Source organism: Dyadobacter sp. CY261 (genome assembly GCF_021440085.1).
Classification (GTDB): Bacteria; Bacteroidota; Bacteroidia; order Cytophagales; family Spirosomataceae; genus Dyadobacter.
The window spans coordinates 244,154-268,901 of the sequence record NZ_JAKCPW010000003.1 but is presented as its reverse complement, the minus strand read 5'-3'; the positions used below and the strand labels follow the sequence as shown (position 1 = coordinate 268,901).

Here is a 24,748-nt window from a genome sequence, read left to right as displayed (position 1 = left end):
CAAAATTACAATAAAAGGTGAATAGGAGAGATTTTTCATATCATAAAATTGCCCCCCTCGAGGGCGTCCTCTGATTTTTGCAAAACAATCACCTGGGTAGGGCTTGATAATCAGTCTTATATGGACAAACGGCGGCCTTTGGATAGTTAATGGAATGTAGACGGCGGTATTGAGCACCTTGTTTAGCACTTGCCGGTAATATATGAATGATCGGCCAAAAGATGTGAATTAAGCCACTCGCGTGCCGATTCATCTGTTTTTGCGTGTGAGAGCCGAATAGTCCGGAAAAAACTGATGGCCACCCGAACGCGTTTACGGAAGGTATAAGAGGTTTCCCGGCGCTCATTTTTCGGGCGTTCCACATCAATGCCGGTGCATCTGAGCCCTGATTTGGAGATAAGGCCAATGAGATAAGGGGACTGGTTCAGATAGCCGAGAAACTGCCTGGCCGCGTCTTTCCGGACTAGCATAAAGAGGCCGGCGTTTATCGGAATCCGCCGTTTGGAGATGAGATGAACCATCCCCTTAAAAAAAAATGAAGTGGCCAGCCTTCCGGGCGACTCATAATGACCCTGCCGTTTGGCAAAAACAACGTCTGTTCCCGGGCCCAATGCCCGGACCAGTCGTGGCAGGTTTTCAGGTTCGTCTTGCAGGTCGGCGTCCATGGTAGCGATGATTTCGCCTTGGGCAAATGCCATGCCTGCAATCAATGCGGCGCTCTGGCCAACATTCTTTTTCAGGTCGACAATATGGAAGGGAATGGTGTGCGTTAGTGCCCGAAGTATCGAAAGGGAATGGTCAGGAGAGGCGTCGTTGACGTAGACGATCTCATAAGCATTATCCGAGTTCGCAGCCATCAGGCCTATTCGCTCGTGAAGCGTTTGGAGCGTGGCGGCACTTTTATATACGGGAACGACAATGCTGATCATTAATAACCCTTATCATAATTAACAATATTGACCAGCGCCTCGCCGCGGAGATACCGACCCAGATTTTCTTCGAAGAGCTGCTGCCATTTATAAACCGGGCCTTCGAGGCTTCTTCCCACATGCGGGCTCACCACAATGTTCGGCTCTTTCCACATTCGATGTGAAGCAGGAAGCGGTTCCTGTTCGAAAACATCGAGCGCCGCGCCTGCGAGCCGCCCGGTGTGCACCATTTCCCAAAGCACTGCGTCATCGAGCGTACCGCCTCTTCCGATATTGACAACGAAAGCCGAAGCCGGTAACAGATCGAGTATTTGCCGGTTTACGAAATGATTTGTTTCAGGAGTTTTTGGAAGGCAGATGATCAATGCATCGGTTTGCTGTAACTGTGTTTTCCAGGTATGGTGTCCGAAAACGGTGATATTGCCTTCCGTGGAATCGTCGGAATGGTTTCTTACAGCCGAAACATCGGCACCCATTGCAGACACCAGTCGCGCTATTTCTTTGGCCAGGCTACCCCAGCCAAGAATCAGGCAACGGCTCCCATGTAGGGTGCGAAGCCTGTGGCGCTTCCAGCGGGTTTCGTTTTGCTCATCCCGGAGCAGGTGGATCTGACGGAAAAGCGTGAGCAGAAGCGTAATGGTATGCTCTGCCAACTCGGCATCATAGACGCCCCTGGCGCAAGTGAGTATTACATTTTTGTCTATCAGCAGCTTTTTTTCAGTCAGGATCAGATCGACGCCCACCGAATTGGACTGCATCCATCGAAGCCTCTTGGCGAATGGAAGACTTTGAATAAAATAGCGGTTGCCAAGCACAATTTCCGCATCAGCGATCAGCTTCTTTGCTTCCTCCTCCGAATGCGCGACGACCATGTGGCGACCGGCTGCTATTTGTTTTAATCGATCTAAATGTGCCTCCACCGGCTCGTACATCAGCAGGATCATATGTGGGCCGGATTGGTGGTCCAGCTATCCACGAGCTGCCGGAACTTTTGATAATCCGCAGCTACTTCTTCGCCCGACCGTCTCGCGGCCGCATCATAGGATTCGCGGATGTGGTGAACCATGTGTTCCATGCTGTGTTGCGCATGGTCCCTGATGAAAGTTCGTCGGAGAAAACTAAAATCAATGCCGAGCCGTGCGTATTCATTGATCAGATACTTGCTGGCGATAGGCATACCGCTGGGTGGGTAAGTAACGCCACCTGCACCGAGCGGTACTTTAAAATGCTGGCGGACATTTACCGCCGTGTCGTTCATCAACGGCACAAATATGTTTTTGCTGTTTTGCTGAATATGGAGGTCGTTCAACCCAATGTAGGCCCGACGAAGTGCGAGCTGGCTCAGCTCGCTCATGCATTCAAGTGCCGAAGCGGTTTCGATCAAAATGCTGAAACCTGTACGGCCTGCGATCATATCAAATGTCCGACGGGCTTCGTCGACGTTGCGGACCATAGGCAGGAAAATTTCGTCCGCGCCTGCCTGCAATGCCATTTCAACTTCTTTTAAGGTATGTTCACCGGAAAACCCGTTGATCCTGCATATCAGCTTTCCTTCTGGCGTGACGTCCCGAACACGGCACAGATCGTCATAAGTATCAAAGTTGATCTGCGTGTCGAAATTTTCCTGCCGCAGTTTCTTGCCCTGGTTTTCCCAATCTACGATGATTCCGTCCACACCGGCAGAAACGGCTTTCTTGACCACTGCCGGGTCCGTAGTGAACAGGAATAGCTGGAAATGGTCTGTTTGGCGTAAAAGTTGGCTCACAAGTCTCTGGTTTTACGTGCGACGATCAGGCAACTGGTACCAAAAGGTATCCGGGATTTACTTCGAATGGCTTTGGCTTCCCAACTCAGCAACTTCCGCAAGATGCGCGCTGTGCCGGGACGTCCCACCATATGCTCGTTCCGTTTTTTTTCAGGGGTGTTATTCTTTTTGATCCCAAACTTCTCGGGCAAAACGCGGGCGAACCACATTGGCACCCACACCAGCGAGAAGAAGTAAGTTTTATAGGTGACCTCAAAGCCTGTCTTTGTCAGCAAATCGGTAAGCTGGCCTAATGTATATCTTCGGAAATGCCCCAGCTGCACGTCATTTTCAGACCAGAGGCTACTGAAAGCAGGCACTGTCAGCATAATTTGTCCATTTGGCACCAGCAAGGAATTAACATTTTCCAGAAAAGCCCTGTCATTTTTAATGTGCTCCATTACATCGAAAAATCCGGCTGCCGGAGCCGTTCCGGTCGCCTGTTTTACATAATCTTCCAGTGTGCTCTGAATGGTCGACCTGATGCCCCGCCTCTTCGCATTCTCGATGCCACTCAGGTAAGGTTCTACCAGTGTGACGTCATAACCTGCGTTTTGCATAGCCAGAGCGGTAATGCCGTTTCCGCCGCCAATGTCCAAAAAATCCTTCGGGAAATGGTTGGCCTTCATGGCTTCTATGAGGCATTCGTTCCGATGCTGATACCAGAATGAAATGTCCTCCATGTCAAAACACACCGAATTGCCGTCGTCGGGATATGAAACGATCCAGTTTTCCCTGTTGTCTCCCATTATTGTTTTTCTCCCGTGATGATTTGGAATGGTAAAAAAGTATTCAGGCCTGGGACTTTTTCAAGTATCGGTTCGCTTTTTTGGCCGAAAGGGGTGTTGGACAAAAATGGCGGATAAAAGCCGAATCTTTTGATTTTTAAATTCTTCCACCCGGCATATTCCATCGCATCATACAACTTCGTTTTCGTCATATCGGCCACGCCTTTGTCGCCTTCCCACGACATGCCCGGTGTAAATGCTATCTGTAAATAATAGAGCGGGTTATAAGCATTAGGTTCAAGAAAAACCAGTTTTGCACCTGGCTTCGCGATCCGGTACATGGCCTGAAAGCATGCATGGAGGCTGTGAAAGTGATGCAATGCCATAAAACCCATGACGACATCGAACTGCTCATTCAGCTCCTCAGGGGCATCCAGGATGTCTGCGGCATGCAGTTTTACTGGAAATCTGTTGTCATTATAAATAAGAAGTTGTTGCAAAAGAAATGGCGACAGATCGAGCCCTTCCACTTTGTAACCCTGCGAAAGGAAACTGAGCGTATATTTTCCCATCCCGCAAGCCACGTCGATAATCCGGTCGGTCTTTTTGATGCCGGCAAAATCGATAACCTCCTTCACATGCCTGCGCACATAAGGCGACGAAACCGGTATCATCGTCTGCTTGATCTTTTGCCCGAAATAGTCGAGCTGCTGATTGTTGTGAAACTTGATGTTCGAAACGACAATGCTCATAGGAAGGGGCTGGTTCTTACGGCATTGAATATAAAGGAAAATGTGTCGCAGTGCAACTAATTTATACTACTACTTTTTAACCGTACGGCATAGTTATATCACTGGTATACGTCACTGGCCTTGAATGACTTCGTACAAATTGACGCGCCATAATGCGGAACTGAAAATGGCCAGTTTCCGCAATCCGGATTTTTCCGGGCTTTCGATGTTTTCAGCGGACAGAATATAGTCGCAATGCAAATTCAGTAAAGCCTGGTGCGAAAGCGCGATCGGCCTGCTGGCAGGAGCCATACGGCGGGTCATATGTGTTTCAAAATAGGGGAGCTGCTGGTCGTACACGATCAGGCACTGGCTACCCCAGAAATCGAAAAAGCCCCGGTTTGTTTCATTTTTTGAAAGTTCTTCCGAAATGATCGCCCTGAATTTGTGTTTGTAGGAAAGCGGATAGTTGCTCGAATAGCCATCGATAGTTCGGAAACCGTTGTACTGGGCAATGGCCGGCGGAATACCGATACTCGCTACACGATAGGATTGCACCGGTTCCGGTATGCTCGCCTTGATGCTGCTGAACATTCGTTCGGCATAATAATCTTCGTAGGTGAAAATGTAGTGGTAAGGGACAATGGTTACGAATTTCTTGACGAAACGCTCGTAGTAAGTCGGTTGATAGGCAAAACAAAGTACCAGTTGCAGGGCAGCAATAATACCGACGGCCCGGTTGCGATACACAGCTGGAATAAGCAATATCGCCTGTGCAGCAGCAACATGCCACAAAAGTTGAAGGAAAATATGAAACCTTTCGAGGCTGAACATCCGTAGCAAATCCGACTCGTTCCGAAGGTTTACGATAGGCCCCCAATGTAAAATGCCTATGTACAGGCAAATCAACACAATAGCCGTTAACGTAAATGTCAGTGCAGAGGGCAGCCTTTTATTTCGGAAGAGATAAACACTATAAACCCCACATACGAAAGGCAGTAGCACGAAAGTGTGAAGCGACAATGCTACATCGATATTACCCAGCAAAAAATACCTTGCAAAAATCTTTAGGCAAATGCCGATGGAAGTCGGAAAACGGCGCATTTCCATCCGATGGGAAACAAATCCCTCGCCGCCCAGCAAGTTTTGTATCAAATCGACCTTCGTGATCAGGTAAACTGCGAGCAGCACTACGAAAGCCATCAGCAGGCGTCGATAAGACTTTTTCCTGGTCACATCATGGACGATCAGTAATGCCAATGCAGAAAGGATAAAGACGCCGGCAGACTGAAAATTGGAAGTGAAAGGGAAAGCGGCCAGGATCAGCCAGTTCCAGGTTGCGGGCTTTGGCCTCCTGAGGTTTAGTATGGTGAACAAAAGCAGCGGCTGTCCTGCAATACTGAGTCCCCAGGTCGGTAAAAAAGGGGTGAATGCAAATGAAAGTGCAATAAAGGCCGAAGCTGGTTCATTGAGATTGAGATGCCGCCTACAAAGCAGCCACATACCAGTCAGCGCTATACCGCTGATGAAAATACCGTAAAGCTGATATGCTTCAAATGTCGGCAGCACCAGGTTGAGCCAGTAATAAATGTTATAGGTGCTGACCAGCGTGAATTTCGGGACGCCACCCATGAATGGTTCCACGATCGCAGAGGGTGGCGCCCAGGCATAGCCCTGCTGGGTCACGGTTCGGTACCATACCACGAAGGAATCCAGTGAATCGAATGCATTAAAGAATGCTTGCTGGCCAAGCAAAATAGTGGGGGCATGATAAAGCAAAAATACCGACAACATCCCTGGAAGGTAGTATTGCCGGTATCTTGCGCTCATATAATGCTATTTAGTTGATTTTCAACACAGCCATAAATGCTTCCTGTGGAATTTCTACGTTGCCAACCTGACGCATTCTTTTCTTTCCTTTTTTCTGTTTTTCAAGAAGCTTGCGTTTCCGGGAAATATCACCGCCGTAGCACTTGGCCAAAACGTCTTTCCGCATCGCCTTCACGGTTTCCCGCGCAATGATTTTCTGTCCGATAGCCGCCTGAATGGCAATCTCGAACATCTGGCGGGGGATCAGCTCGCGGAGTTTTTCGCAAAGTTTTTTGCCCCATTCGTATGATTTCGAGCGGTGCACGATGGCCGACAATGCATCCACAGCCTCGCCGTTAAGCATCACGTCCAGTTTCACCATGTCGGATTCCTGGTAGCCTGCCAGTTCATAGTCCAGCGAAGCGTAGCCGCGTGAAATGGTTTTGAGTTTGTCAAAAAAATCAAAAACCACTTCTGCCAGCGGGATCAGGAATTGCAGTTCCACGCGTTCGGAGGTGAGGTAAATCTGGTTTTTGAGGATACCCCGCTTATCCATACACAAATTCAGGATCGGCCCGATATAGTCCGATTTCGTGATGATCTGTGCATTGATGTAAGGCTCCTCGATGTATTTGATATGGTTCGGCTCGGGCATTTCGGACGGAGCGCTGATATTCAATAAGTTATCCTTAGTGGTAAGTACCCGGAACTGTACCGATGGAACGGTGGTGATCACCGTCATGTCGAATTCGCGTTCCAGACGTTCCTGCACGATCTCCATATGCAGCATTCCCAGGAAGCCGCAACGGAAACCGAAGCCAAGTGCCGCCGACGTTTCAGGTTCCCAAACGAGTGCCGCGTCATTCAGCTGCAATTTTTCCATAGCCTCGCGAAGCTCTTCGAACTCGCTGGTGTCGACCGGGTAAATACCGGCAAAAACCATTGGTTTTACTTCCGAGAAACCTACGATAGCTTCACTCGCAGGACGGTCGATGTGTGTGAATGTATCACCGACTTTCACCTCCTTCGCCACTTTGATCCCCGAAATCAGGTAACCAACATCGCCGCATTCCACCACTTGTTTTGGGATCTGCGCTAAGCCCAATGTACCGATCTCATCGGCAATGTATTCCTTGCCAGTCGCCATGAACTTGACCCTGTCGCCCTTTTTGATGCTGCCGTTTTTAACCCGGAAAATAACTTCGATACCGCGGTATGAGTTGAAAACGGAGTCGAAGATTAATGCTTGCAACGGGCCTTCCGGATCGCCTACTGGCGCAGGAATGCGCTCTATAATAGCATTCAGGATGTCTTCAATGCCAATTCCTTCTTTACCGCTCGCAGGGATGATGTCGGCGCGTTCACACCCCAGCAGGTCCACCATTTCGTCCTTGATCTCCTCCGGCATCGCGCCAGGAAGGTCGATCTTGTTCAATACCGGGATAATCACCAGGTCGTGGTTGATGGCCAGGTACAGGTTGGAGATCGTTTGTGCCTCTGTGCCCTGCGACGCGTCTACCAGCAGCAAGGCGCCTTCGCAGGCCGCAATGGAACGGGAAACTTCATACGAAAAGTCGACGTGCCCCGGTGTGTCGATCAGGTTCAGTATATATTCTTCTCCTTGATATACATAGTTCATCTGGATCGCGTGGCTCTTGATGGTAATGCCTCGTTCGCGTTCCAGGTCCATATTGTCCAGGAGTTGTGCCTGCATGTCACGGTGGGATACTGTTTTGGTAAACTCCAGCAACCGGTCCGCCAGGGTACTTTTCCCGTGGTCAATATGGGCAATAATGCAAAAATTACGGATTTTCTTCATGAAAGTAGTTCCTATTCCAATGCTTTGAATATATAGTTCAGGTCAAAGCAACCACAAAATTAAGAGGGTAATTAATATTTCAACAGGTTTTCGGAGAGAACTTCAAACTAAAAGCTGAAAGGACAGGGATCAGCTTCCAGAGGACGGTTTTGCCCGCGAGCGACCGTGTTGCGGCCATGCATAAATGGAAACTGCCAGAATGACCACCATGGATAATAAAATAAACTTTCCGTAGCGGATCAATGCGACGGCCAGCAACGTAGCTGAAAGAAGCATCACGGGATGAGATATAAAACCGAGGCCGGTCCGGAGCCAGCGGGCGAAAGATTCACCCGCTGGCTCTGAACAGGGAACGACCTGCTCATTAAAATCCAGTTTCTTCAGCCATTTCACAAGCATCGGGCTATGCAGGCGGGCGTTGCAGATCAGTTGCCGCGGCCACGTCAGCAGCGACCCGTAGGCCACCACGAGCGCAAATAGAAAGGGTCCGAATGTGATTTGCATGAGTACGACCATCGGCAAATGCAGGCCCAGGGCCAGGAACATCGCATAAGGAATCGTTTTCCGGTTAATAAGCAATATCGCAATGCCCATTTGCAGCACGATCACGCCAATGCCGGTTATTTGTGAAAGAAAAAGCGGTGGGAAAATGTCGGCCGCCGCCATGTAGGGGGCAATGTGGTGCCTCGAAACCAGGAGTGTCTCTATACTCGCGCCTGTCCACCAATCAATATCGAAAATCTTGTTAAGGTCAGCCCCGAGATAAAGCACCACCAACTGGAAACGGATCAGATCGGTACCTGTTACGAGGTTGCTCAATGCGGTGCAGAGAAATACACATGCCGTGAAAAGATGGGCTACTGAAATACATATCTGACAGGAAAGCAATCCGGTAACAAAGCTCAACCCGACCAGCGACGCGCCCAGCCTAATGCAGCGTGAGAAAAGAATGACCGCAATTCCTGCCAGAAAGACAATCCGGACGCCCAGATCGAACTGATCGTCGGTACCGATGTAGCTTAGAAAATCGACCAGTGGGAAAAAGCGGCCCGTACCTTGGTTACCATTGAACGGAAATTCGCGGGTCAGCAATAAATAGGAGGCCAGCAGCCGGATTGCCAGCACTAACTCCGGTACAACCGGTTTTTCTTTGATATAGAATGGGTTTAAGTGTAGCTGCATCTGATTTACCTGCTTGCTTTCCATATATAGGTCTGCTCAGGCGCTGCATTTCTGCGATAGTGGATCCGGACGCTGTCGGGATTCCCTGGTTTTGTTGTTTCCACAGCCAAAACCAGGCGTCGCAAATTGCCCTGGGAATGAGCCTCCCAATGAGATTGGGCAATGCCGTACCGCGCTTCGATAGTCTGTTTGTCCCACGCAACGCCATTCTGAAATGCCTCGATCGTGTAATATACCTGCGTAGTGTGGGGTGCCCAGGAGATTGTGCGCGTGTCCAGGGTAAGTTCATAAACAGTATTGATAAGCTGCGCCGACAGAAACAGAATGCCCGGCAGCCATTTCCTTGCCTGGAAGGGAGTCATGGAACCTGAGTAGTTATAACAAAAGCGTGGTTTACAAATGTCTTTTCAAAAGTTAAGAAAAAATATTGCCTAAAAAAAAGGACGGTTTATTGCGACGAAAGACCGTGTTTTAAAAGGCATTAACCAAAATATTTAATCATTTGATTAAATATTTTGGTTAAATTAAAAATCACTTATACCTTTGGGACATCAAACTGAAAACGGAAGATGGCGAAGGCAAAAAAGGAAGCATTGGATTTGAGTACCGAAGAGAAGATCAAGGAGGCCGCGAGCATTGTATTTACCAAAAAAGGATACGGCAACGCGCGTACAAGGGACATTGCGGAAGAAGCTGGAATTAACCTCGCATTACTCAATTACTATTTCCGCAGTAAGGAGAAGCTTTTTCAGATTATCATGGCCGAGCGCATCGACAAGCTTTTCGGCGTACTGGGCCCGATCCTTAACGATGGGTCGACAACGTTGGACGAAAAACTGGAAAAGATCACAGAGAGCTATATTAATATGCTGCTCGAACATCCCGACCTGCCGATTTTCGTGCTGAGCGAGATCCGGAATAATCCCGAGCAGCTTTCCAACCGGTTCCAGGCCCGCAGAAACCTGACGGAGTCGGTTTTTATCAAACAGCTGATCGAACGCAGAAGCGATATTAACCCATTTCACTTTCTGATGAACTTGTTGGGTATGAACCTGTTCCCATTTGTCGCAAAGCCTGTTTTACAACCGATCGTGGGAAATGAAGAGGCTTACCGGCAGTTGATGGAGCAACGCAAGAAACTGGTACCAGTCTGGATGAAGCTCATGCTTGATCACACCTGAATAGTCCCGTAAACCCGGGAATTTTTTTGCTCTACAATTAATCAAATGATTAAATAAAACGAATAAATAAAATGATTAATGAAGTTAAAATAGCTTTAATCGGTTGCTTATGGTTGGTGACTTTGCCTACGCAAGCGCAGCAAAAGCAGCTTACGATCCGGGAGGCATACCAGCTGGCCCGTAAAAACTACCCGATGATCCGGCAGCTCGGTTTGATCGAAAAGACGCGGGATTATTCGATAAGCAATGCGGCCAAAGGCTATTTGCCCCAATTCTCCGTGCAGGGGCAAGCAACCTACCAATCGGCAGTGACGGAGTTCAAACTGCCCGTTTCCATTCCCGGCGTGGAATTTCCGACGATCAATAAAGATCAGTACAAGGTGCTGGGCGAAGTGAACCAGGTCATTTACGACGGCGGGAATGTTCGCACACAGGTCCGTTCGCACGAGGCGAATGCGCTGGTGGAAACACAAAAGCTGGAAGTGGAGCTTTACAAACTCAATGAACGCGTCAATCAGTTGTTTTTTGGCGTGCTGATGCAGGATGAGCAGCTCAAACAAAATGAGTTACTGAAAAATGATATCAATCTGGGTATCAAAAAAGTACAGGCGCTGATCGACAACGGCACGGCATTCAAAAGCAATGCAAATACCCTGAAAGCGGAATTGCTGAAAGCCGACCAGCGGACGATCGACCTCAATGCCAGCCGGAAAGCTTATGTCGAAATGCTGGGCCTGCTCACAGGTCAACCGCTGGGAGATTCGGCGGTGCTGGAACGGCCGATAGAGCTGGCGGCAGGCGGTGTGATCCACAGGCCCGAACTTAAATTGTACGACGCCCAGCACCGCAGTCTCGATATTCAATCTCAAATGATCGATGTACGGAATCGTCCCAAGCTTAACTTTTTCTTCCAAGGAGGTTACGGCAGGCCTGCATTGAATATCCTCAGCAATGGTTTTGATCCTTATTACATCACCGGCGTACGGCTGAACTGGTCACTTTCAGGATTTTATACGGCGAAAAAGGACCACGAACTTGTGCGGAACAACCGGGATGCCATTCAGCTACAAAAGGAGACCTTCCTTTTTAATACAAACCTGACAGCCAGGCAGCAGAGTGCGGAACTCGACCGTTTCCGCCAGTTGCTGGTGACCGACGACGAGATCATCAATCTCCGAGAAAGCATTAAAACGGCGGCTGCCGCTCAACTGGAAAACGGCGTGATCAACACCAATGATTTTTTGCGGGAAGTTAATGCCGAAGACACGGCCCGCCAGAGCAAGATACTCCACGGTACCCAGTTGCTCATGTCTCAATACAATCTCGAAAACACATTGGGGACCAACATCGAATAAAGCATTAACCACAAAATCATGAAAACATATTCTTATCTGATCATAATGGTTGCCGTGTTGACAGCATGCAACGGCAAGGAAAATCCTTACGACGCCTCCGGCACATTTGAGGCGGTCGAAACCATCGTATCCGCCGAGGCCACGGGCCGCATTATGGTATTGAACCTGGAAGAAGGCCAGCAACTGACGGCCGGGCAAACAGTGGGTTATATCGATAGTCTGCAATTGTATTTGCGCAAAAAACAACTAGAAGCGCAGATCAGGGCCACAGGAAGCCGGGTGCCCGACATTGTAGCGCAAACGAACGTCTACAAACAGCAGATCGCCGTCTCGCAAGTGCGTCTCGATAATCTTATTCATGAACAAAAACGCATTCAGAACCTGTTGAAAGCCGATGCCGCCACGCCGAAGCAACTGGACGACATCAACGCACAGGTGGAAGAGTTGCAAAAGCAACTGGAAGTGATCCGCAAACAGGATGCGGCGCAGACGTCGGTGCTGAAAACGCAGACCTCGGGATTGCGGGCGGATGTGCTGCCATTGTACGTGCAGATCGAGCAGATTAATGACCAGTTGGCGAAGTCAAGAATCATTAACGAGGTCGGAGGGACAGTGCTTACTAAATATGCAGAGGCTAATGAGGTTGCAACGGCCGGAAAGCCTTTATATAAAATTGCTGACCTTTCTACCATCATCCTGCGCGCTTATGTGACGGGCGATCAGTTGACGGGCATTAAACTGAACCAGCAGGTGAAAGTGCTGGTGGATGACGTCAATGGCAAATACCGCGAGTCGCAGGGAACGATCGAATGGATCAGCAATAAGGCTGAATTTACGCCCAAAACCATCCAAACCAAGGATGAGCGTGCTAACCTGGTGTACGCGGTGAAAATCCGTGTGAAGAATGACGGCTACCTGAAAATAGGCATGTACGGTGAAGTAGCATTCAAATAATGGAAGCGGTTGTCGTAAAAAATCTGACGAAAACCTACGGGAAAGAGCAAACGGTGGCTGTGGACGACGTATCGTTTTCAGTGAACCAGGGCGAGCTTTTCGGGCTGATAGGGCCGGATGGCGCGGGTAAGACGAGCATTTTCCGTATGCTGACGACCCTGCTGCTGCCGGACGGCGGTTCGGCAAGCGTGGATGGCCATGATATTGTAAAGGATTTCAGGGCAATAAGGAGTTCAGTAGGGTATATGCCCGGCAAGTTCTCGCTTTATCAGGACCTTACGATTGAAGAGAACCTGCATTTCTTCGCGACGGTTTTCGGGACGACCATTGAAGAGAATTATCATCTGATTAAAGACATCTATGTCCAGATTGAGCCATTTAAAAGCCGTCGGGCAGGCAAGTTATCGGGCGGTATGAAGCAGAAACTGGCCTTATGCTGCGCGCTGATACACCAACCGACGACGTTATTCCTGGACGAACCGACTACTGGTGTGGACCCCGTATCTCGGAAGGAATTCTGGGAGATGCTCAAACGATTGAAAGAGCAGAACATTACCATCCTGGTTTCGACGCCCTACATGGACGAGGCCTCGCTCTGCGACCGCATTGCATTGATCCAGGGAGGGAAAATCCTCTCGATCGACAAGCCCGACAATATTGTGAACGGCTATCCGGATACCCTGCTCGCCGTCAAGGCCGACCAGATGTACCGGCTGCTGAAAGTCCTGGAAAAGCATCCGGACATGCTCAATAGCTACGCATTTGGCGAATATGCACATGCCGTTTTTGCTAATGGGCAAATGCAGCCCGAGGCATTGGAATCGTACCTGCATGCACACGGGCTTTCGGGCGTGGAAGTGCTGGCAGCGCGTGCGACGATCGAGGATTCATTTATCAAATTATTACATTAAAAAAACCGGCATAGCTATGATGATGATGCAGGACGATAAAGTGATAGTCTGCGAGAAGCTGACGAAGCGCTTCGGAGACTTTATTGCCACCAATGAAATTAGTTTTGAAGTACATAAAGGAGAGATATTCGGCTTCCTGGGCGCGAATGGTGCCGGGAAAACCACCGCGATGCGGATGCTCTGCGGCCTTTCCTCGCCTAGCTCGGGAAAAGCTACTATTGCGGGCTATGATGTTTACACCCAAACCGAGCAGATCAAGAAGAATATAGGCTACATGAGCCAGAAGTTTTCACTTTACGAAAACCTGACGGTGCGGGAAAATATCGAATTTTTCGGTGGCATTTACGGCCTTTCCGACCAAAAGATCAAATCTAAAACCGAAGAATTGCTGCAAGTTCTCGGGTTAAAATCGGAGGCAAATAAGTTGGTCGCCTCTTTGCCGCTTGGCTGGAAGCAGAAGCTGTCATTTTCGGTGGCGGTGCTCCACGAGCCGAAAATCGTGTTTTTGGACGAACCCACTGGCGGCGTCGACCCGGTGACGAGGCGGCAGTTCTGGGACCTGATCTACGAAGCGTCCGATCGTGGCATTACCGTTTTCGTAACGACACATTATATGGACGAGGCCGAGTACTGCAATCGTATATCCATTATGGTAGATGGCAAAATGGAAGTACTTGACACGCCTGCGAACCTGAAAAACCGCTTTCATGTGCGCTCGATGGATGAAGTTTTTTACCAGCTCGCGCGCGGCGCCAAAAGAGGGGACTAGCCATGAAACAGTTTCTCGCATTTGTGACGAAAGAATTCTACCACGTGCTCCGCGACCAGCGTACACTGCTGATCCTTTTTGGAATGCCCGTCGCCCAGATATTGATCTTTGGTTTTGCGCTGACCAACGAGGTGAAGGATTCGGAAATACTGGTGGTGGACTATGCCAAAGACAATGCTTCACAGGAGCTGCTGACGAAGATTGGTTCGAGCCGGTATTTCAAGATCCGCCAGGCGGCATTGAACCATAAGGAGATCCTGAGCACATTTCGGCAGGGTAAGATCAAGGCGGTGGTAGTGTTTCCGGTGAATTTCAATGAAGATCTGCTCCATCACAACAAGGCGCAGATACAAGTCATCGCGGATGCGACCGACGTGAATACGGCTAATATGATCACCAACTACCTGTCGTCGATCATCATGGATTATCAAAACCAGGTTAACAAGACGCTGAAAATGCCTTACCGGATTACGCCGGAGGTGAGGATGCTCTACAACCCGCAGCTGAAAGGTGCTCATGGGTTTGTACCGGGTGTCATGGCGCTGGTACTAATGCTCGTGTCGGTGATGATGACGGCGATTTCAATTGTCCGCGAAAAGGAAACAGGCACCATGGAAATCCTGCTGGTGTCACCATTCAAACCAGTTTTGGTAATCTTCGCCAAAGCGTTTCCCTATCTCGCGTTGTCGTTGGTAAATGTGGTAGCGATCCTGTTGCTGAGCGTTTTCGTGCTGGATCTGCCGGTAAAGGGAAGCGTACCATTGTTGTTTGCGGAAAGTACGTTGTTCATCATTACCTGTCTGGCTTTGGGGATCTTTATTTCGATCAAAACCGAAACCCAGCAGATTGCCATGCTCATTTCGCTCATGGGCATGCTACTGCCGACGATGATGTTCAGCGGTTTCCTTTTCCCGATCGAGAATATGCCTGTCCCGTTGCAGATTATCTCCAACATTGTCCCTTCGAAATGGTTTTATATTATCGTGAAGTCGATCATGATCAAAGGATTGGGGATTTCTATGCTTTGGAAAGAGACGCTTATTCTGCTGGGAATGACCGTGTTTCTGCTGATGGTCAGTTTAAAAAGCTTTAAAATCCGGTTACAATGAGAACGTTACGATTTTTGTTACGCAAAGAATTCCGGCAGATTTTCAGAGACAAATCCATTGTTGCACTGATTTTTTTCATGCCGATGGTACAGCTCATTTTGATGCCGTTAGCAGCCGACTATGAGGTTAGGAACATCAATTTGTCGGTCGTTGATCATGACAAATCGCCCTATTCGCAAAAGCTGATCGCCAAGATCATTGCGTCGGGCTACTTCCGGCTGACGGGCTATAATGCCTCGTTCAAGGAAGCTTTTGGCCTCATTGAATCTGATAAGGCAGATCTCATCCTCGAAATCCCGCATAATTTTGAACGAAACCTGATCCGGGAGGACCATGAAAAACTATTCGTTGCCGTGAATGCGATCAATGGCACGAAGGCCAGCCTGGGCGGTTCCTATCTGGGCAGTATTATCGGGGATTTCAATGCGGACATCCGTATGCAGCTCGTTACCACACCGCGGTTTAGCCAGTTTCCGGTGATCGAGGTGGTGGCTTCTAACTGGTTCAACCCGTTGCTTAATTACAAGTTTTTCATTGTGCCGGGTATTCTCGCGATCCTGGTCACAATGGTAGGTGGTTTTTTGACCGCATTGAATATCGTACGGGAGAAAGAGATCGGTACGATCGAACAGATCAACGTGACGCCTATTAAAAAGCACATTTTTATATTGGGTAAACTGATCCCTTTCTGGGTGCTGGCCAATGTCGTATTCACAATCGGCCTGATCGTCGCAAGGTTTGTGTATGGAATCGTGCCGGAAGGAAGCCTGCTGACCTTATATGCGTTTATTTCCGTTTACCTGCTCGCCGTTTTAGGTTTCGGATTGCTGATCTCGACATTTTGTGATACCCAGCAGCAAGCCATGTTCATCATGTTCTTTTTTATGATGCTGTTCATACTGCTGGGTGGTCTGTTTACTTCAATCGACAGCATGCCTGATTGGGCTAAGCTGATCACGCGCTTCAATCCGGTGCGGTATATGATCGAGGTGATGCGGATGGTTATTCTAAAAGGCAGCAGCTTTAACGATATTTTACCACATTTAGGAATTGTAGGCCTGATGGCCGTGGTATTGAATGGCTGGGCAATTTTGAATTATAAAAAGACGAATTGACGAGATGTGACCGCCGACGGCCGACGGCTGACCGCCGATTTATGCTTGATGACCATGGACCATGGTTTTCGGCCGTCCTGCCGGGTTGATGACACCAACAACGGCAGAAAAACGAAACGAGCAGTCGGCCGTCAGCGGTCGGCGGTCAGCGGTCAGCCATGGTCCATGATCCTCTCCACTAATCCAGCTCGACCATCGCTTTGATGACGCCGTTGGCCGGGTCGAGCCAGCTTTCGAACTCATCCTTCACCTGCCCGAATGCTACGCGGTGGGTGATGTATGTTTTCGGGTCCACGAGGCCATTTTTCATGCTGTGGATCACGTGCTCGAAATCGGCACGGGTAGCGTTACGGCTGCTCATCAGTGTTGCTTCCCGTTTATGAAATTCAGGGTGGCTGAATGCGATTTCGCCTTTTTGAAGCCCGACCAGTACATATTTTCCGCTATGCGCCAGGTAGGCAAAAGCGGTGTTGATGGCACGCAGGTTGCCGGTCGCGTCGATGACGACGGTAGGCATGTCGCCATCCGTGATCTCGGCCAGCCGTTCTGTGGCATTTTCCGTTAGGCCATTGATCGTATACTCCACGCCAACGCGGTCGCGGCAAAACGCCAGCCGCTGGTCATTGATATCCAATGCAATCACTTTCCCACCCGCAATGCGTGCGAATTCCATTGTTCCCAATCCAATAGGGCCTGCGCCTACTACGAGCACAAATTCGTCCTTACGTACATCCGCTCGACGCACGCCGTGCGCGCCTATCGCGAGCGGCTCCACGAGAGCGAGCTCGTCGAAGCTCAGGCCGTCGCCGTGAACCAGTGAATAGGAGGGGACGGAAAGGTATTCGGCCATCCCGCCGTCGATATGCACGCCCGACACTTTCAGGCTGGTACAGCAGTTGGGTTTGCCATTGCGGCAGGCGACGCATTTGCCGCAGTTGAAATAGGGTACAAAAGTGACCGCCTCGCCCGGCACAAATCCAGGAGCGTCGGTTTCGACGATTTCTCCGGCCAGCTCGTGCCCCAGGATTCTTGGGTAATTAAAGAATGGCTGCGTTCCTTCAAATGCATGCAGGTCGGTACCGCAGATGCCTATCCTTTTGATTTTAAGAATGCTATGTCCCGGTGTTGCGACCGGTGCTTCGGCTTGTTCGTAGGAAAATGAGCCGGGGGTGTTGCAAACAAGTATCTCCATGGTCAGATATTTCAGGAATTGGCCAGCGCGCGGTCGAGGTGGACGTAGCCGCCGTCGACATAAATGAGCTGTCCTGTTGTGTGGCTGGATCTTTCCGAAAGCAGGAAAACGGTCATGTTCGCGATTTCCTCCGCGGTGGTCATGCGGTTTTCCAATGGGATATTCGCGGTAATCGATGCCAGCTTTTCTTTTGGGTTCGGCAATGTCTCGATCCATTTCTCATAAAGTGGCGTCCAGCATTCCGCCACAATCACTGAGTTGACGCGGATGCCATATTTGAGCAATTCCACTGCCCATTCGCGGGTCAAGGCGTTGCGGCCGCCATTAGCAGCGGCATAGGCCGACGTTCCGCCCTGGCCGGTATCCGCCGTTTTAGAACTGATATTAACGATGGAGCCTTTGGAGGCCTTTAATGCCGGTAATGCATAATGCGCCATCAGATAGTAATGCACCACATTTTTATGCAGGGAGGCGATGAAACCGTCGTAACTGCCATTTTCAAGTCCTACACCATCATTCACACCGGCATTATTGACCAGGCCATCGATCCGGCCGTATTTTTCAAGTACGTCATTCACTGCTTTTTCAGATGCCTCGGGGTGGGTTAATTCGGCTACTACCTGAAATGCCTCTTTGCCTTGGGCAGCCAGCGCGTCGATTACCTTTTGGTTATCTTCCGTATTTCTGCCCACGATCACAGGAATCGCTCCTTCGGATGCCAGCACATGCACAATGCCTTCGCCAATTCCCTTTGCACCGCCTGTCACGATGACTACCTTATTTTGAAGTTTTAAATCCATTATTGATTAAAATAATAACTTATAAATGAACTGCTTATATCTTAATGAGAAGTGCCCAGCGTCACATTCTTCACCGAACTGTTACGGACCGCGAAGTATAGTACTACCAGAAAACAGACCGCAGGGACTATGTAAGCCGTTTGAATGGACGAAATATCCGATACCTGACCCATAATCACCGGGAAAAAAGCACCGCCGACAATCGACATGATGACGAGCGAAGAACCGATTTTGGTTTTCTCACCCAATCCGCGGATGCTCAAAGCGAAAATCGTCGGGAACATGATTGACATGAAGAATTCGACGCCAACCAGGGCGTAAACGGAGAACATGCCATTCGTAAGCACGGCGACGATGAGGAGCACGATGTTAGCAATGCTGTAAATCGCCAGCAAGCGCGGTGGTGCCACGAAGCGCATTAAATAGGTCCCTATAAAGCGGCCAATCATGAATGCCAGCAATGCGCCCGAGAGCAGATAGGCTGCTGTTTTTTCTTCGACGCCCGCGACATGGTCGGCAAAACGGATAAAAAAGCTGCTGATACAAACCTGTGCACCAACATAGAAAAACTGGGCGATGGTGCCAAGGATGAGATTTTTTTCTCCCCAGATAGAGCCGCTGGCTTTTTGTTCAACTTCCTCTTCTTCCTTGATCTCAGGAAGGGAAGTACGCCAGATCATGACGGCAACAAATAGTACTACCAAGCCAATTAGTATAAACGGAATCTGCACCGACGAAGCTTCGGTGTTCAGATAAGCGTCGAGCTCGCCGGGCGACATGGCTTGCTGCTGTGCCTCGGTAAGAGTTTTACCAGAAAGAATGAATTTTCCACCCATCAGCGGCGCCAGAAATGCTGCCAGGCCGTTGAAGGACTGAGCAAAGTTGAGCCTCTGCGTGGCCGAATCTGCATCGCCAAGCACAGTAATGTAGGGATTTGCAGCGGTTTCGAGCATGGTAAGCCCGCTGGCAATCACAAACAATGCGAAAAGGAAAAAGCCGAAATGCCGCATCTCTGCAGCCGGATAAAATAGAAATGAGCCGGCAGCGAAAAGCAGCAATCCAAAGGCGATACCAGCCTTGTACCCATATTTTTTCATGAAAAGCCCCGCCGGCAATGCGATGAGGAAATACGCGATGTAAGATGCGGAGTCGATGAGCGCCGACTGGAAGTCGCTGAGCTGACAGGCTTTCTTTAAATGCGGGATCAGGATTGGGTTCAGGTTGAGGGCGAAACCCCAGAGAAAAAACAGTGACGTGATGAGAATGACAGCCAGCCGCGTCTTACGATCGGTCATAAAGGTTAGTATAATTAGATGCAGGAACGGCTGTAAAGTAAAACAAAACAATGCAAAGGAATTATATTTTTTTACGGGGAAATACGTGTTTTCCTCATAAATGTTTCCACACATTGTTTTGCAAAGGCAGATCAGTGGATGTTGAGCTGTCGCTGGACCTCGTCCTTTTTGCGGCGCGACACTTCGATGCGTGAGCCGTCCGAAAGAATAATAAATTCGTTGTTGTTGCTGATCCGGATAATATGGTCGAGATTAACCAGGTGGGATTTGTGCGTGCGGACAAACCTGAATTTGATCAGCATATCTTCAAAATGCTTCAACGTTTTGCTCGCAATGAACGGCCGCTTACCGATCAGGTGGATGATCGTATAATTACGGTCTGCTTCGAGGCGGAGTATTTCATGGATCATAAAAAAGAAAACCCCTTCGCTCGAGGGCACCGCCAACCGGAAATCTTTGACATCCCTTTTGTCGATATTGGCCGCCAGATTGTCGAAAAGCAGCTTTCGCTGTCGAAAGCTTTCCCCTTTGGAAAAATGCCGTTTGACGGCCGCACGCAGGTCCTCCGGGCTAATCGGTTTCAGGAGAAAATCCAATGCACTGAACCGTATTGCCTGTATGGCGTACTGATTATAGGCTGTGGTGAAGATCACGTCAAAATCGGGCATGTTAGGCAGGAGCAAAAAGTCAAAACCGTTTTGATGCGGCATTTCTACATCCAGAAATACGAGGTCGGGCTTGAATACCTGCAGAATTCCCCGGGCTTCCTCCACAGATGCGGCCATTCGCGCCTCCGTGATTTCTGGCACAAAACTGATGATGAACTGGTGTAAAACACTGCGGGCCTTAGGCTCGTCGTCGATGATTAGCGCTTTGATCATTGTGGATGTAGTGTTTAAATCACTTTTTGAAAAGCAGCTCCGCCGCCGCGATTTTTCCACAAAGTATGATAACAGGCACAGTCGAGCTCATTCCGATGTCCGTGTGGCACCAAATGGTTATTGAATGGAAAAGGACCGAAAAAGAATTAGTTTACGGGCTTGACAACGGCATTTAAGTTAATGTGCCTCATTTCCGTAGTTGAGCGGATTTTTTTGAAAGCTATAAATCAGATAAAAAAGCGCAGGCAGAATCAGAATGCTGCCTGATAGCAATGCCCAGGCGAGGGCTTCAATGGTTTTTTCTTGTCCGGCATGTTCGGTCAATGACAGATAACCTCCATCTTTCAGAAGAACGATGTTGGGAAAATGCTTGTAAGTGGTTGTTAACAAGATCATTGTAACCTGAAATCCGGCGAGTGGACGCAGCCAGTCAATTTTGCCCTGATACAATAAAGCCCACATCCAGATAAGGGAAAGCGTAGCCGACAAGATCGCGATCCGTCCCACCCAGTTGCCGAATACCCAGTCGAACAGGGGAATGTGCTCAAACCAGGCTGCTACAAAAACCAGCGCGCCGCAAATCACCGCCGCGATGTTGAAGAATTGCGCTTTATGCGCAAAGCGCAGGCGCTCATGCTCTACTTTTGTTTCCCCGATCAGGTAGACTGACGCCAGAAACCCGCATATGGAAACCGTAAATAGTCCCACGGTAATCGCAAACCAATGCAGCCAGCTGAAGATATAGGCATCGACAAATGTGTCAGCCTGCGGATCGATATGACCTGATACGGCACTTCCCGCGATGATTCCAAGAAAGAGTGGCGTAGTGAAACTCGAAATGGCAAAAATGGAATTGTAAAGATACTGCATATCATCCACCACCGCATCGTAATGCCTGAACGTAAACGCTGTTCCCCGGGCGATGATGCCGATCAGCAGCATCGTCAGCGGAATATGCATGTTCACCGACATGGTCGAATAGATCACCGGAAACCCCACGAAAAGGATCACGATGGCGATGATGAGCCACATGTGATTGGCTTCCCAAATAGGCCCAATGGCTGAATAGAGCGTCTTACGGGTAACTTGCTTGTTCTTTTTTGAAGTAAAAAGTTCGATAATCCCCGCCCCAAAATCCGCCCCGCCGAGGAGCAAATACAGCAGGATAGACGCCCAGAGGTATGTGATGACGATGTAGAGCATTTTTAACTTTGAATGAGTGAATGAGTGAATATTGACCGCCGACGGCTGACGGCTGACGGCTGACCGCCGATGGCTTGACGACCATGGACGATGGACCATAGACCATCTTTTTTTTTAGTTTTGTTTTTGAACGTTTGTTACGTGGCAGACGATTGGTCTATGGTCTATGGTCTATGGTCTATGGTCTATGGTCTATCGTCATCACCGCACCGTCACTATACAGCAATCGGCCGTCAGTGGTCGGCAGTCGCATCATAAAGCACCCCCACCATCTTAATTTGCCGGTAAAGCATAAACACGACAAAAACAGCCAGCGAAGCGTAAATGGCGGTAAACAGATAGAATGAGTAAGCGATGCCGGGCATGGGTGTGACGGCGTCGGCGGTGCGCATAATGCCGTAGATGATCCAGGGTTGCCGCCCTACTTCGGTGACGGTCCAACCCGCTTCAACGGCTATGAAGCCCAGCGGCGTGGCCAATGCGAAGAGTTTTAACAGCCAAGGTTCCTGCAACCATTTTCGTTTTTTCCACAAGGCGGCGAAATAAAGGACGGCAATGAGCATCATAGCCATTCCCATTCCGACCATAATCTGAAATGCATAATGGGTAATAGCGACAGGCGGATGGTTCTCTTCGGGAATACGGTCGAGGCCGGTTACTTCGGCTTCGAAGTTGCCATGGGCCAGAAAACTCAGAAAGCCCGGCAATTTAATTGCATAATCGACCTCCTTCTTTTCTTCATTTGGAATACCCCCTACCAGAAGGGACGCCGACTTTTCGGTGTGGAAATGGGCTTCCATGGCAGCAAGCTTCGCAGGTTGCCGGATGGCGACGTCTTTTGCAGAAATATCGCCACTCAATGGCTGCACCAGCGCAGCCACACAGCCGAAAATCGCGGCAATGGTAAATGATTTGGTATGAAAAGGCACATTGCTCCCGCGCAGGATCATGAAAGCATGCACCCCGGCAACCGCGAAACCGGTCGCGCAGAATGCGGCGATTGTCATATGCAAAGCCTGCGAAAACCAGGCTTTGTTGAACATAGCGGCAATGGGATCGATGTTCAGATATTGGCCATTCAGGAAATCAAAACCGGCCGGACTGTTCATCCATGCATTGGCGGCTACCACCAGGATGCCCGACGCCAGTCCACTCACGCCAACGACCACCCCCGTGAACCAGTGAAACCAGGGATTGAACCGGTCCCAGCCGTAAAGAAAGAACCCCAGCGCGATCGCTTCAATAAAAAATGCCGTTCCTTCGAGGGAAAACGGCATTCCGAAAATGGGTCCGGCATGTTTCATAAACTCCGGCCACAAAAGCCCTAGCTCAAAGGATAGCACTGTACCGGACACTGCGCCGGTAGCAAAAAAAATGGCTACGCCTTTACTCCATGCTTTTGTAACATTCTTATAAACAGCCTGCCCGGTTCTGAGATAGTAAAAGTGGGCTACGGCCATAAAGAAGGGCATGACCATCCCGATACAGGAAAATATGATATGAAACCCCAGGGAGAGGGCCATTTGGGATCTGGCGGCAATGAAGTCGTTCATGGGAATAGATTTACTGAAAAAATATCGTTTTCCGGGTTAGGAACAGCCTGCCAAAGGGTAGTCCAAAACTAGTCAAGACTTTTTAGAAGAACCATCATTTTTAGTAAAATGATCGGCTTTTGACTATTTTTTGTTCAGAAATAATTATAGGACAAAACATCAATACACAAGGTGAAAAAAATCATTGCCATTCTGCTGTTGCTGGCGCCCGCTGCCCATGCGCAATACAGCCAACCATGGTTGATCGATACCAAAGACCTCTGTGCCGACAGCCTTTTGTGGGATTTGAAAGATCTTAGTAATGCACCTCAATTCCGCTGGCTCGACAATGCGGGACCTGTCCGATCATTGTTATACCAAAGCGTGGACTATGAAGGCAAGCCTACCGAGGTTTTCGCGTACTATTCCAACCCGGATATCATTGCAGGTAAGCCGGCAAGCAAGCAAAAATTTCCCGGGCTGGTACTGATCCACGGAGGTGGCGGAAAGGCATTCCGCGAATGGGTAGAGAAATGGGCAAAGGAAGGTTATGCAGCCATAGCAATGGACCTTTCGGGTAATGGTCCCGACGGCCAGAAGGTCGCACATCCCGGGCCTGAGCAGTCCAATGACAACAAATTTAAAAAGATTGAAAAGAGTAACCTCCGGGACGTATGGACATACCATGCCGTTGCGAGTTCCATCCTGGCGCATTCGCTGCTGCTCAGCTTCCCCGAAATCGACCCGATCAAAACTGGTGTGACGGGTATCAGCTGGGGCGGGTATCTTACCTGCATGGTGGCCAGTCTGGATAACCGGTTTATCGCGGCCGCGCCGGTTTATGGTTGTGGGTATTATATCGAATCCGACGTTTTTAAAGAGCCGCTTAATGCCCTCTCTGCCAGCAACCGGAAATTGTGGATCACCTACTTTGACCCGTCGAGCTACCTATGGTATGCAAAGCCATTTATGTTTTTCATCAATGGAAACAAAGACAAACACTATAATGTGGCGCCTTATATCAAAACTTATGGCATGAGCAGGAACAAGCAGGTCTGCATTATCCCCGATATGCCACATAGTCACCAAGACGGTTGGGCACCAGCAGAGATCAAGACATTTTTCGACGGGGCATTGAATGGTAATCCGTGGCCATTTGTGGGATTGAAGTACATCACTTTGGAAGACAACCAACTAACAGCTCACCTGAAATCCGTCACGGGTAAGAACATAGCCTCCGCCGAATTTTATTACACGAATGATGTAACCTCCGATAATGAGCACCGGGTCTGGCAGCATAGTCCTGTCACTATTAATAAGGATACACAAACAATCATACAGCCCGTTCCAGCAGGCGGTTATAAGTATGCATTCTTCTATTTAAAGGATAGCGACGGAGTCTCCGGGACTACGGAGTTTTTGAAGGATGGCAAATAATACAAATCTGTT

General features: G+C 49.2%; 23 protein-coding genes. 8 read left to right on the top strand and 15 right to left on the bottom strand.

Translation table 11 applies throughout. The annotated features are described in order from the left end of the window. Nucleotides 1-182: 182 nt before the first annotated feature. The 9 genes from LZD49_RS11060 to LZD49_RS11020 all read right to left on the bottom strand — a co-directional run bounded on the left by LZD49_RS11060 (nucleotide 183) and on the right by LZD49_RS11020 (nucleotide 9,364). Nucleotides 183-929 carry a glycosyltransferase family 2 protein gene (locus tag LZD49_RS11060; RefSeq protein WP_234667411.1) on the bottom strand — a complete coding sequence of 249 codons (747 nt, stop codon included), beginning with the start codon at nucleotides 927-929 and terminating at the stop codon, nucleotides 183-185. Next, complete coding sequence (locus tag LZD49_RS11055; protein WP_234667410.1) at nucleotides 929-1,873, bottom strand: D-2-hydroxyacid dehydrogenase; 945 nt, start codon at nucleotides 1,871-1,873, stop codon at nucleotides 929-931. The genes LZD49_RS11060 and LZD49_RS11055 overlap by 1 nt, the downstream gene beginning before the upstream one ends. After that, entirely contained in the window at nucleotides 1,870-2,694 is an 825-nt protein-coding gene (locus LZD49_RS11050) for an aldolase/citrate lyase family protein (protein ID WP_234667409.1), read from the bottom strand. The genes LZD49_RS11055 and LZD49_RS11050 overlap by 4 nt, the downstream gene beginning before the upstream one ends. Continuing rightward, nucleotides 2,691-3,482: a class I SAM-dependent methyltransferase gene (locus tag LZD49_RS11045; RefSeq protein WP_234667408.1), complete on the bottom strand. Its 792-nt coding sequence runs from the start codon at nucleotides 3,480-3,482 to the stop codon at nucleotides 2,691-2,693. Before LZD49_RS11045 ends, LZD49_RS11050 begins: the two co-directional genes overlap by 4 nt. Then, on the bottom strand, nucleotides 3,482-4,213 hold the full coding sequence (locus LZD49_RS11040; RefSeq protein ID WP_234667407.1) for a class I SAM-dependent methyltransferase: 732 nt from the start codon (nucleotides 4,211-4,213) through the stop codon (nucleotides 3,482-3,484). Before LZD49_RS11040 ends, LZD49_RS11045 begins: the two co-directional genes overlap by 1 nt. Before the next feature lie 111 nt (nucleotides 4,214-4,324). Next, complete coding sequence (locus LZD49_RS11035) at nucleotides 4,325-6,022, bottom strand: DUF6044 family protein (protein WP_234667406.1); 1,698 nt, start codon at nucleotides 6,020-6,022, stop codon at nucleotides 4,325-4,327. A gap of 10 nt (nucleotides 6,023-6,032) precedes the next feature. Next, on the bottom strand, nucleotides 6,033-7,820 hold the full coding sequence (gene lepA, locus LZD49_RS11030) for a translation elongation factor 4 (protein ID WP_234667405.1): 1,788 nt from the start codon (nucleotides 7,818-7,820) through the stop codon (nucleotides 6,033-6,035). A gap of 129 nt (nucleotides 7,821-7,949) precedes the next feature. Next, the gene (locus tag LZD49_RS11025; protein ID WP_234667404.1) at nucleotides 7,950-9,002 is read right to left on the bottom strand and encodes an HTTM domain-containing protein; all 1,053 of its coding nucleotides are present in this window, start codon (nucleotides 9,000-9,002) and stop codon (nucleotides 7,950-7,952) included. A 5-nt stretch (nucleotides 9,003-9,007) separates the two neighbouring features. Then, nucleotides 9,008-9,364, bottom strand: coding sequence for a hypothetical protein (locus LZD49_RS11020; protein ID WP_234667403.1), 357 nt, complete (start codon nucleotides 9,362-9,364; stop codon nucleotides 9,008-9,010). A 207-nt stretch (nucleotides 9,365-9,571) separates the two neighbouring features. Here LZD49_RS11020 and LZD49_RS11015 point away from each other — a divergent pair, with 207 nt between their 5' ends. The 7 genes from LZD49_RS11015 (at nucleotide 9,572) to LZD49_RS10985 (ending at nucleotide 16,396) form a co-directional block, all read left to right on the top strand. Then, on the top strand, nucleotides 9,572-10,183 hold the full coding sequence (locus LZD49_RS11015; RefSeq protein ID WP_234667402.1) for a TetR/AcrR family transcriptional regulator: 612 nt from the start codon (nucleotides 9,572-9,574) through the stop codon (nucleotides 10,181-10,183). A gap of 71 nt (nucleotides 10,184-10,254) precedes the next feature. Next, the gene (locus tag LZD49_RS11010; RefSeq protein ID WP_234667401.1) at nucleotides 10,255-11,538 is read left to right on the top strand and encodes a TolC family protein; all 1,284 of its coding nucleotides are present in this window, start codon (nucleotides 10,255-10,257) and stop codon (nucleotides 11,536-11,538) included. Nucleotides 11,539-11,556: 18 nt separating this feature from the next. Next, nucleotides 11,557-12,492 carry an HlyD family secretion protein gene (locus LZD49_RS11005; protein ID WP_234667400.1) on the top strand — a complete coding sequence of 312 codons (936 nt, stop codon included), beginning with the start codon at nucleotides 11,557-11,559 and terminating at the stop codon, nucleotides 12,490-12,492. Beyond that, a complete protein-coding gene (locus LZD49_RS11000; RefSeq protein ID WP_234667399.1) occupies nucleotides 12,492-13,403 on the top strand; it encodes an ABC transporter ATP-binding protein in 912 nt (303 codons plus the stop codon). The genes LZD49_RS11005 and LZD49_RS11000 overlap by 1 nt, the downstream gene beginning before the upstream one ends. Before the next feature lie 22 nt (nucleotides 13,404-13,425). Beyond that, nucleotides 13,426-14,172 carry an ABC transporter ATP-binding protein gene (locus tag LZD49_RS10995; RefSeq protein ID WP_234667751.1) on the top strand — a complete coding sequence of 249 codons (747 nt, stop codon included), beginning with the start codon at nucleotides 13,426-13,428 and terminating at the stop codon, nucleotides 14,170-14,172. Nucleotides 14,173-14,174: 2 nt separating this feature from the next. Next, the gene (locus tag LZD49_RS10990) at nucleotides 14,175-15,281 is read left to right on the top strand and encodes an ABC transporter permease (RefSeq protein ID WP_234667398.1); all 1,107 of its coding nucleotides are present in this window, start codon (nucleotides 14,175-14,177) and stop codon (nucleotides 15,279-15,281) included. Beyond that, entirely contained in the window at nucleotides 15,278-16,396 is a 1,119-nt protein-coding gene (locus LZD49_RS10985; protein WP_234667397.1) for an ABC transporter permease, read from the top strand. The genes LZD49_RS10990 and LZD49_RS10985 overlap by 4 nt, the downstream gene beginning before the upstream one ends. 178 nt (nucleotides 16,397-16,574) lie before the next feature. Here the strand turns inward: LZD49_RS10985 and LZD49_RS10980 are convergent, their stop codons facing one another. The 6 genes from LZD49_RS10980 to LZD49_RS10955 all read right to left on the bottom strand — a co-directional run bounded on the left by LZD49_RS10980 (nucleotide 16,575) and on the right by LZD49_RS10955 (nucleotide 23,320). Next, nucleotides 16,575-17,588 carry a zinc-binding alcohol dehydrogenase family protein gene (locus tag LZD49_RS10980; protein ID WP_234667396.1) on the bottom strand — a complete coding sequence of 338 codons (1,014 nt, stop codon included), beginning with the start codon at nucleotides 17,586-17,588 and terminating at the stop codon, nucleotides 16,575-16,577. 11 nt (nucleotides 17,589-17,599) lie between these two features. Next, nucleotides 17,600-18,388 (bottom strand): SDR family oxidoreductase, encoded by a 789-nt coding sequence (locus LZD49_RS10975; protein ID WP_234667395.1) that lies wholly within the window; start codon nucleotides 18,386-18,388, stop codon nucleotides 17,600-17,602. Nucleotides 18,389-18,429: 41 nt separating this feature from the next. Continuing rightward, on the bottom strand, nucleotides 18,430-19,683 hold the full coding sequence (gene fucP / locus LZD49_RS10970) for an L-fucose:H+ symporter permease (RefSeq protein ID WP_234667394.1): 1,254 nt from the start codon (nucleotides 19,681-19,683) through the stop codon (nucleotides 18,430-18,432). A gap of 131 nt (nucleotides 19,684-19,814) precedes the next feature. Next, nucleotides 19,815-20,564, bottom strand: coding sequence for a LytTR family DNA-binding domain-containing protein (locus LZD49_RS10965; RefSeq protein WP_234667393.1), 750 nt, complete (start codon nucleotides 20,562-20,564; stop codon nucleotides 19,815-19,817). Nucleotides 20,565-20,741: 177 nt separating this feature from the next. Continuing rightward, nucleotides 20,742-21,767 carry a cytochrome d ubiquinol oxidase subunit II gene (locus LZD49_RS10960; RefSeq protein ID WP_234667392.1) on the bottom strand — a complete coding sequence of 342 codons (1,026 nt, stop codon included), beginning with the start codon at nucleotides 21,765-21,767 and terminating at the stop codon, nucleotides 20,742-20,744. 233 nt (nucleotides 21,768-22,000) lie between these two features. Further along, nucleotides 22,001-23,320 (bottom strand): cytochrome ubiquinol oxidase subunit I, encoded by a 1,320-nt coding sequence (locus tag LZD49_RS10955; protein WP_234667391.1) that lies wholly within the window; start codon nucleotides 23,318-23,320, stop codon nucleotides 22,001-22,003. Between the two features lie 171 nt (nucleotides 23,321-23,491). On the opposite strand from LZD49_RS10955, the gene LZD49_RS10950 reads away from it, so the two are divergent. Continuing rightward, nucleotides 23,492-24,736 carry a S9 family peptidase gene (locus LZD49_RS10950; RefSeq protein ID WP_234667390.1) on the top strand — a complete coding sequence of 415 codons (1,245 nt, stop codon included), beginning with the start codon at nucleotides 23,492-23,494 and terminating at the stop codon, nucleotides 24,734-24,736. Nucleotides 24,737-24,748 lie beyond the last annotated feature (12 nt).

Excerpts from the sequence above, each read along its gene's own strand:
- LZD49_RS11060 (WP_234667411.1), bottom strand. The coding sequence starts at position 929 with ATGATCAGCATTGTCGTTCCCGTATATAAAAGTGCCGCCACGCTCCAA.
- LZD49_RS11055 (WP_234667410.1), bottom strand. The coding sequence starts at position 1,873 with ATGATCCTGCTGATGTACGAGCCGGTGGAGGCACATTTAGATCGATTA.
- LZD49_RS11045 (WP_234667408.1), bottom strand. The coding sequence starts at position 3,482 with ATGGGAGACAACAGGGAAAACTGGATCGTTTCATATCCCGACGACGGC.
- LZD49_RS11040 (WP_234667407.1), bottom strand. The coding sequence starts at position 4,213 with ATGAGCATTGTCGTTTCGAACATCAAGTTTCACAACAATCAGCAGCTC.
- LZD49_RS11035 (WP_234667406.1), bottom strand. The coding sequence starts at position 6,022 with ATGAGCGCAAGATACCGGCAATACTACCTTCCAGGGATGTTGTCGGTA.
- lepA (WP_234667405.1), bottom strand. The coding sequence starts at position 7,820 with ATGAAGAAAATCCGTAATTTTTGCATTATTGCCCATATTGACCACGGG.
- LZD49_RS11025 (WP_234667404.1), bottom strand. The coding sequence starts at position 9,002 with ATGCAGCTACACTTAAACCCATTCTATATCAAAGAAAAACCGGTTGTA.
- LZD49_RS11020 (WP_234667403.1), bottom strand. The coding sequence starts at position 9,364 with ATGACTCCCTTCCAGGCAAGGAAATGGCTGCCGGGCATTCTGTTTCTG.
- LZD49_RS11015 (WP_234667402.1), top strand. The coding sequence starts at position 9,572 with ATGGCGAAGGCAAAAAAGGAAGCATTGGATTTGAGTACCGAAGAGAAG.
- LZD49_RS11010 (WP_234667401.1), top strand. The coding sequence starts at position 10,255 with ATGATTAATGAAGTTAAAATAGCTTTAATCGGTTGCTTATGGTTGGTG.
- LZD49_RS11005 (WP_234667400.1), top strand. The coding sequence starts at position 11,557 with ATGAAAACATATTCTTATCTGATCATAATGGTTGCCGTGTTGACAGCA.
- LZD49_RS11000 (WP_234667399.1), top strand. The coding sequence starts at position 12,492 with ATGGAAGCGGTTGTCGTAAAAAATCTGACGAAAACCTACGGGAAAGAG.
- LZD49_RS10995 (WP_234667751.1), top strand. The coding sequence starts at position 13,426 with ATGATGCAGGACGATAAAGTGATAGTCTGCGAGAAGCTGACGAAGCGC.
- LZD49_RS10990 (WP_234667398.1), top strand. The coding sequence starts at position 14,175 with ATGAAACAGTTTCTCGCATTTGTGACGAAAGAATTCTACCACGTGCTC.
- LZD49_RS10985 (WP_234667397.1), top strand. The coding sequence starts at position 15,278 with ATGAGAACGTTACGATTTTTGTTACGCAAAGAATTCCGGCAGATTTTC.
- LZD49_RS10980 (WP_234667396.1), bottom strand. The coding sequence starts at position 17,588 with ATGGAGATACTTGTTTGCAACACCCCCGGCTCATTTTCCTACGAACAA.
- LZD49_RS10975 (WP_234667395.1), bottom strand. The coding sequence starts at position 18,388 with ATGGATTTAAAACTTCAAAATAAGGTAGTCATCGTGACAGGCGGTGCA.
- fucP (WP_234667394.1), bottom strand. The coding sequence starts at position 19,683 with ATGACCGATCGTAAGACGCGGCTGGCTGTCATTCTCATCACGTCACTG.
- LZD49_RS10965 (WP_234667393.1), bottom strand. The coding sequence starts at position 20,564 with ATGATCAAAGCGCTAATCATCGACGACGAGCCTAAGGCCCGCAGTGTT.
- LZD49_RS10960 (WP_234667392.1), bottom strand. The coding sequence starts at position 21,767 with ATGCTCTACATCGTCATCACATACCTCTGGGCGTCTATCCTGCTGTAT.
- LZD49_RS10955 (WP_234667391.1), bottom strand. The coding sequence starts at position 23,320 with ATGAACGACTTCATTGCCGCCAGATCCCAAATGGCCCTCTCCCTGGGG.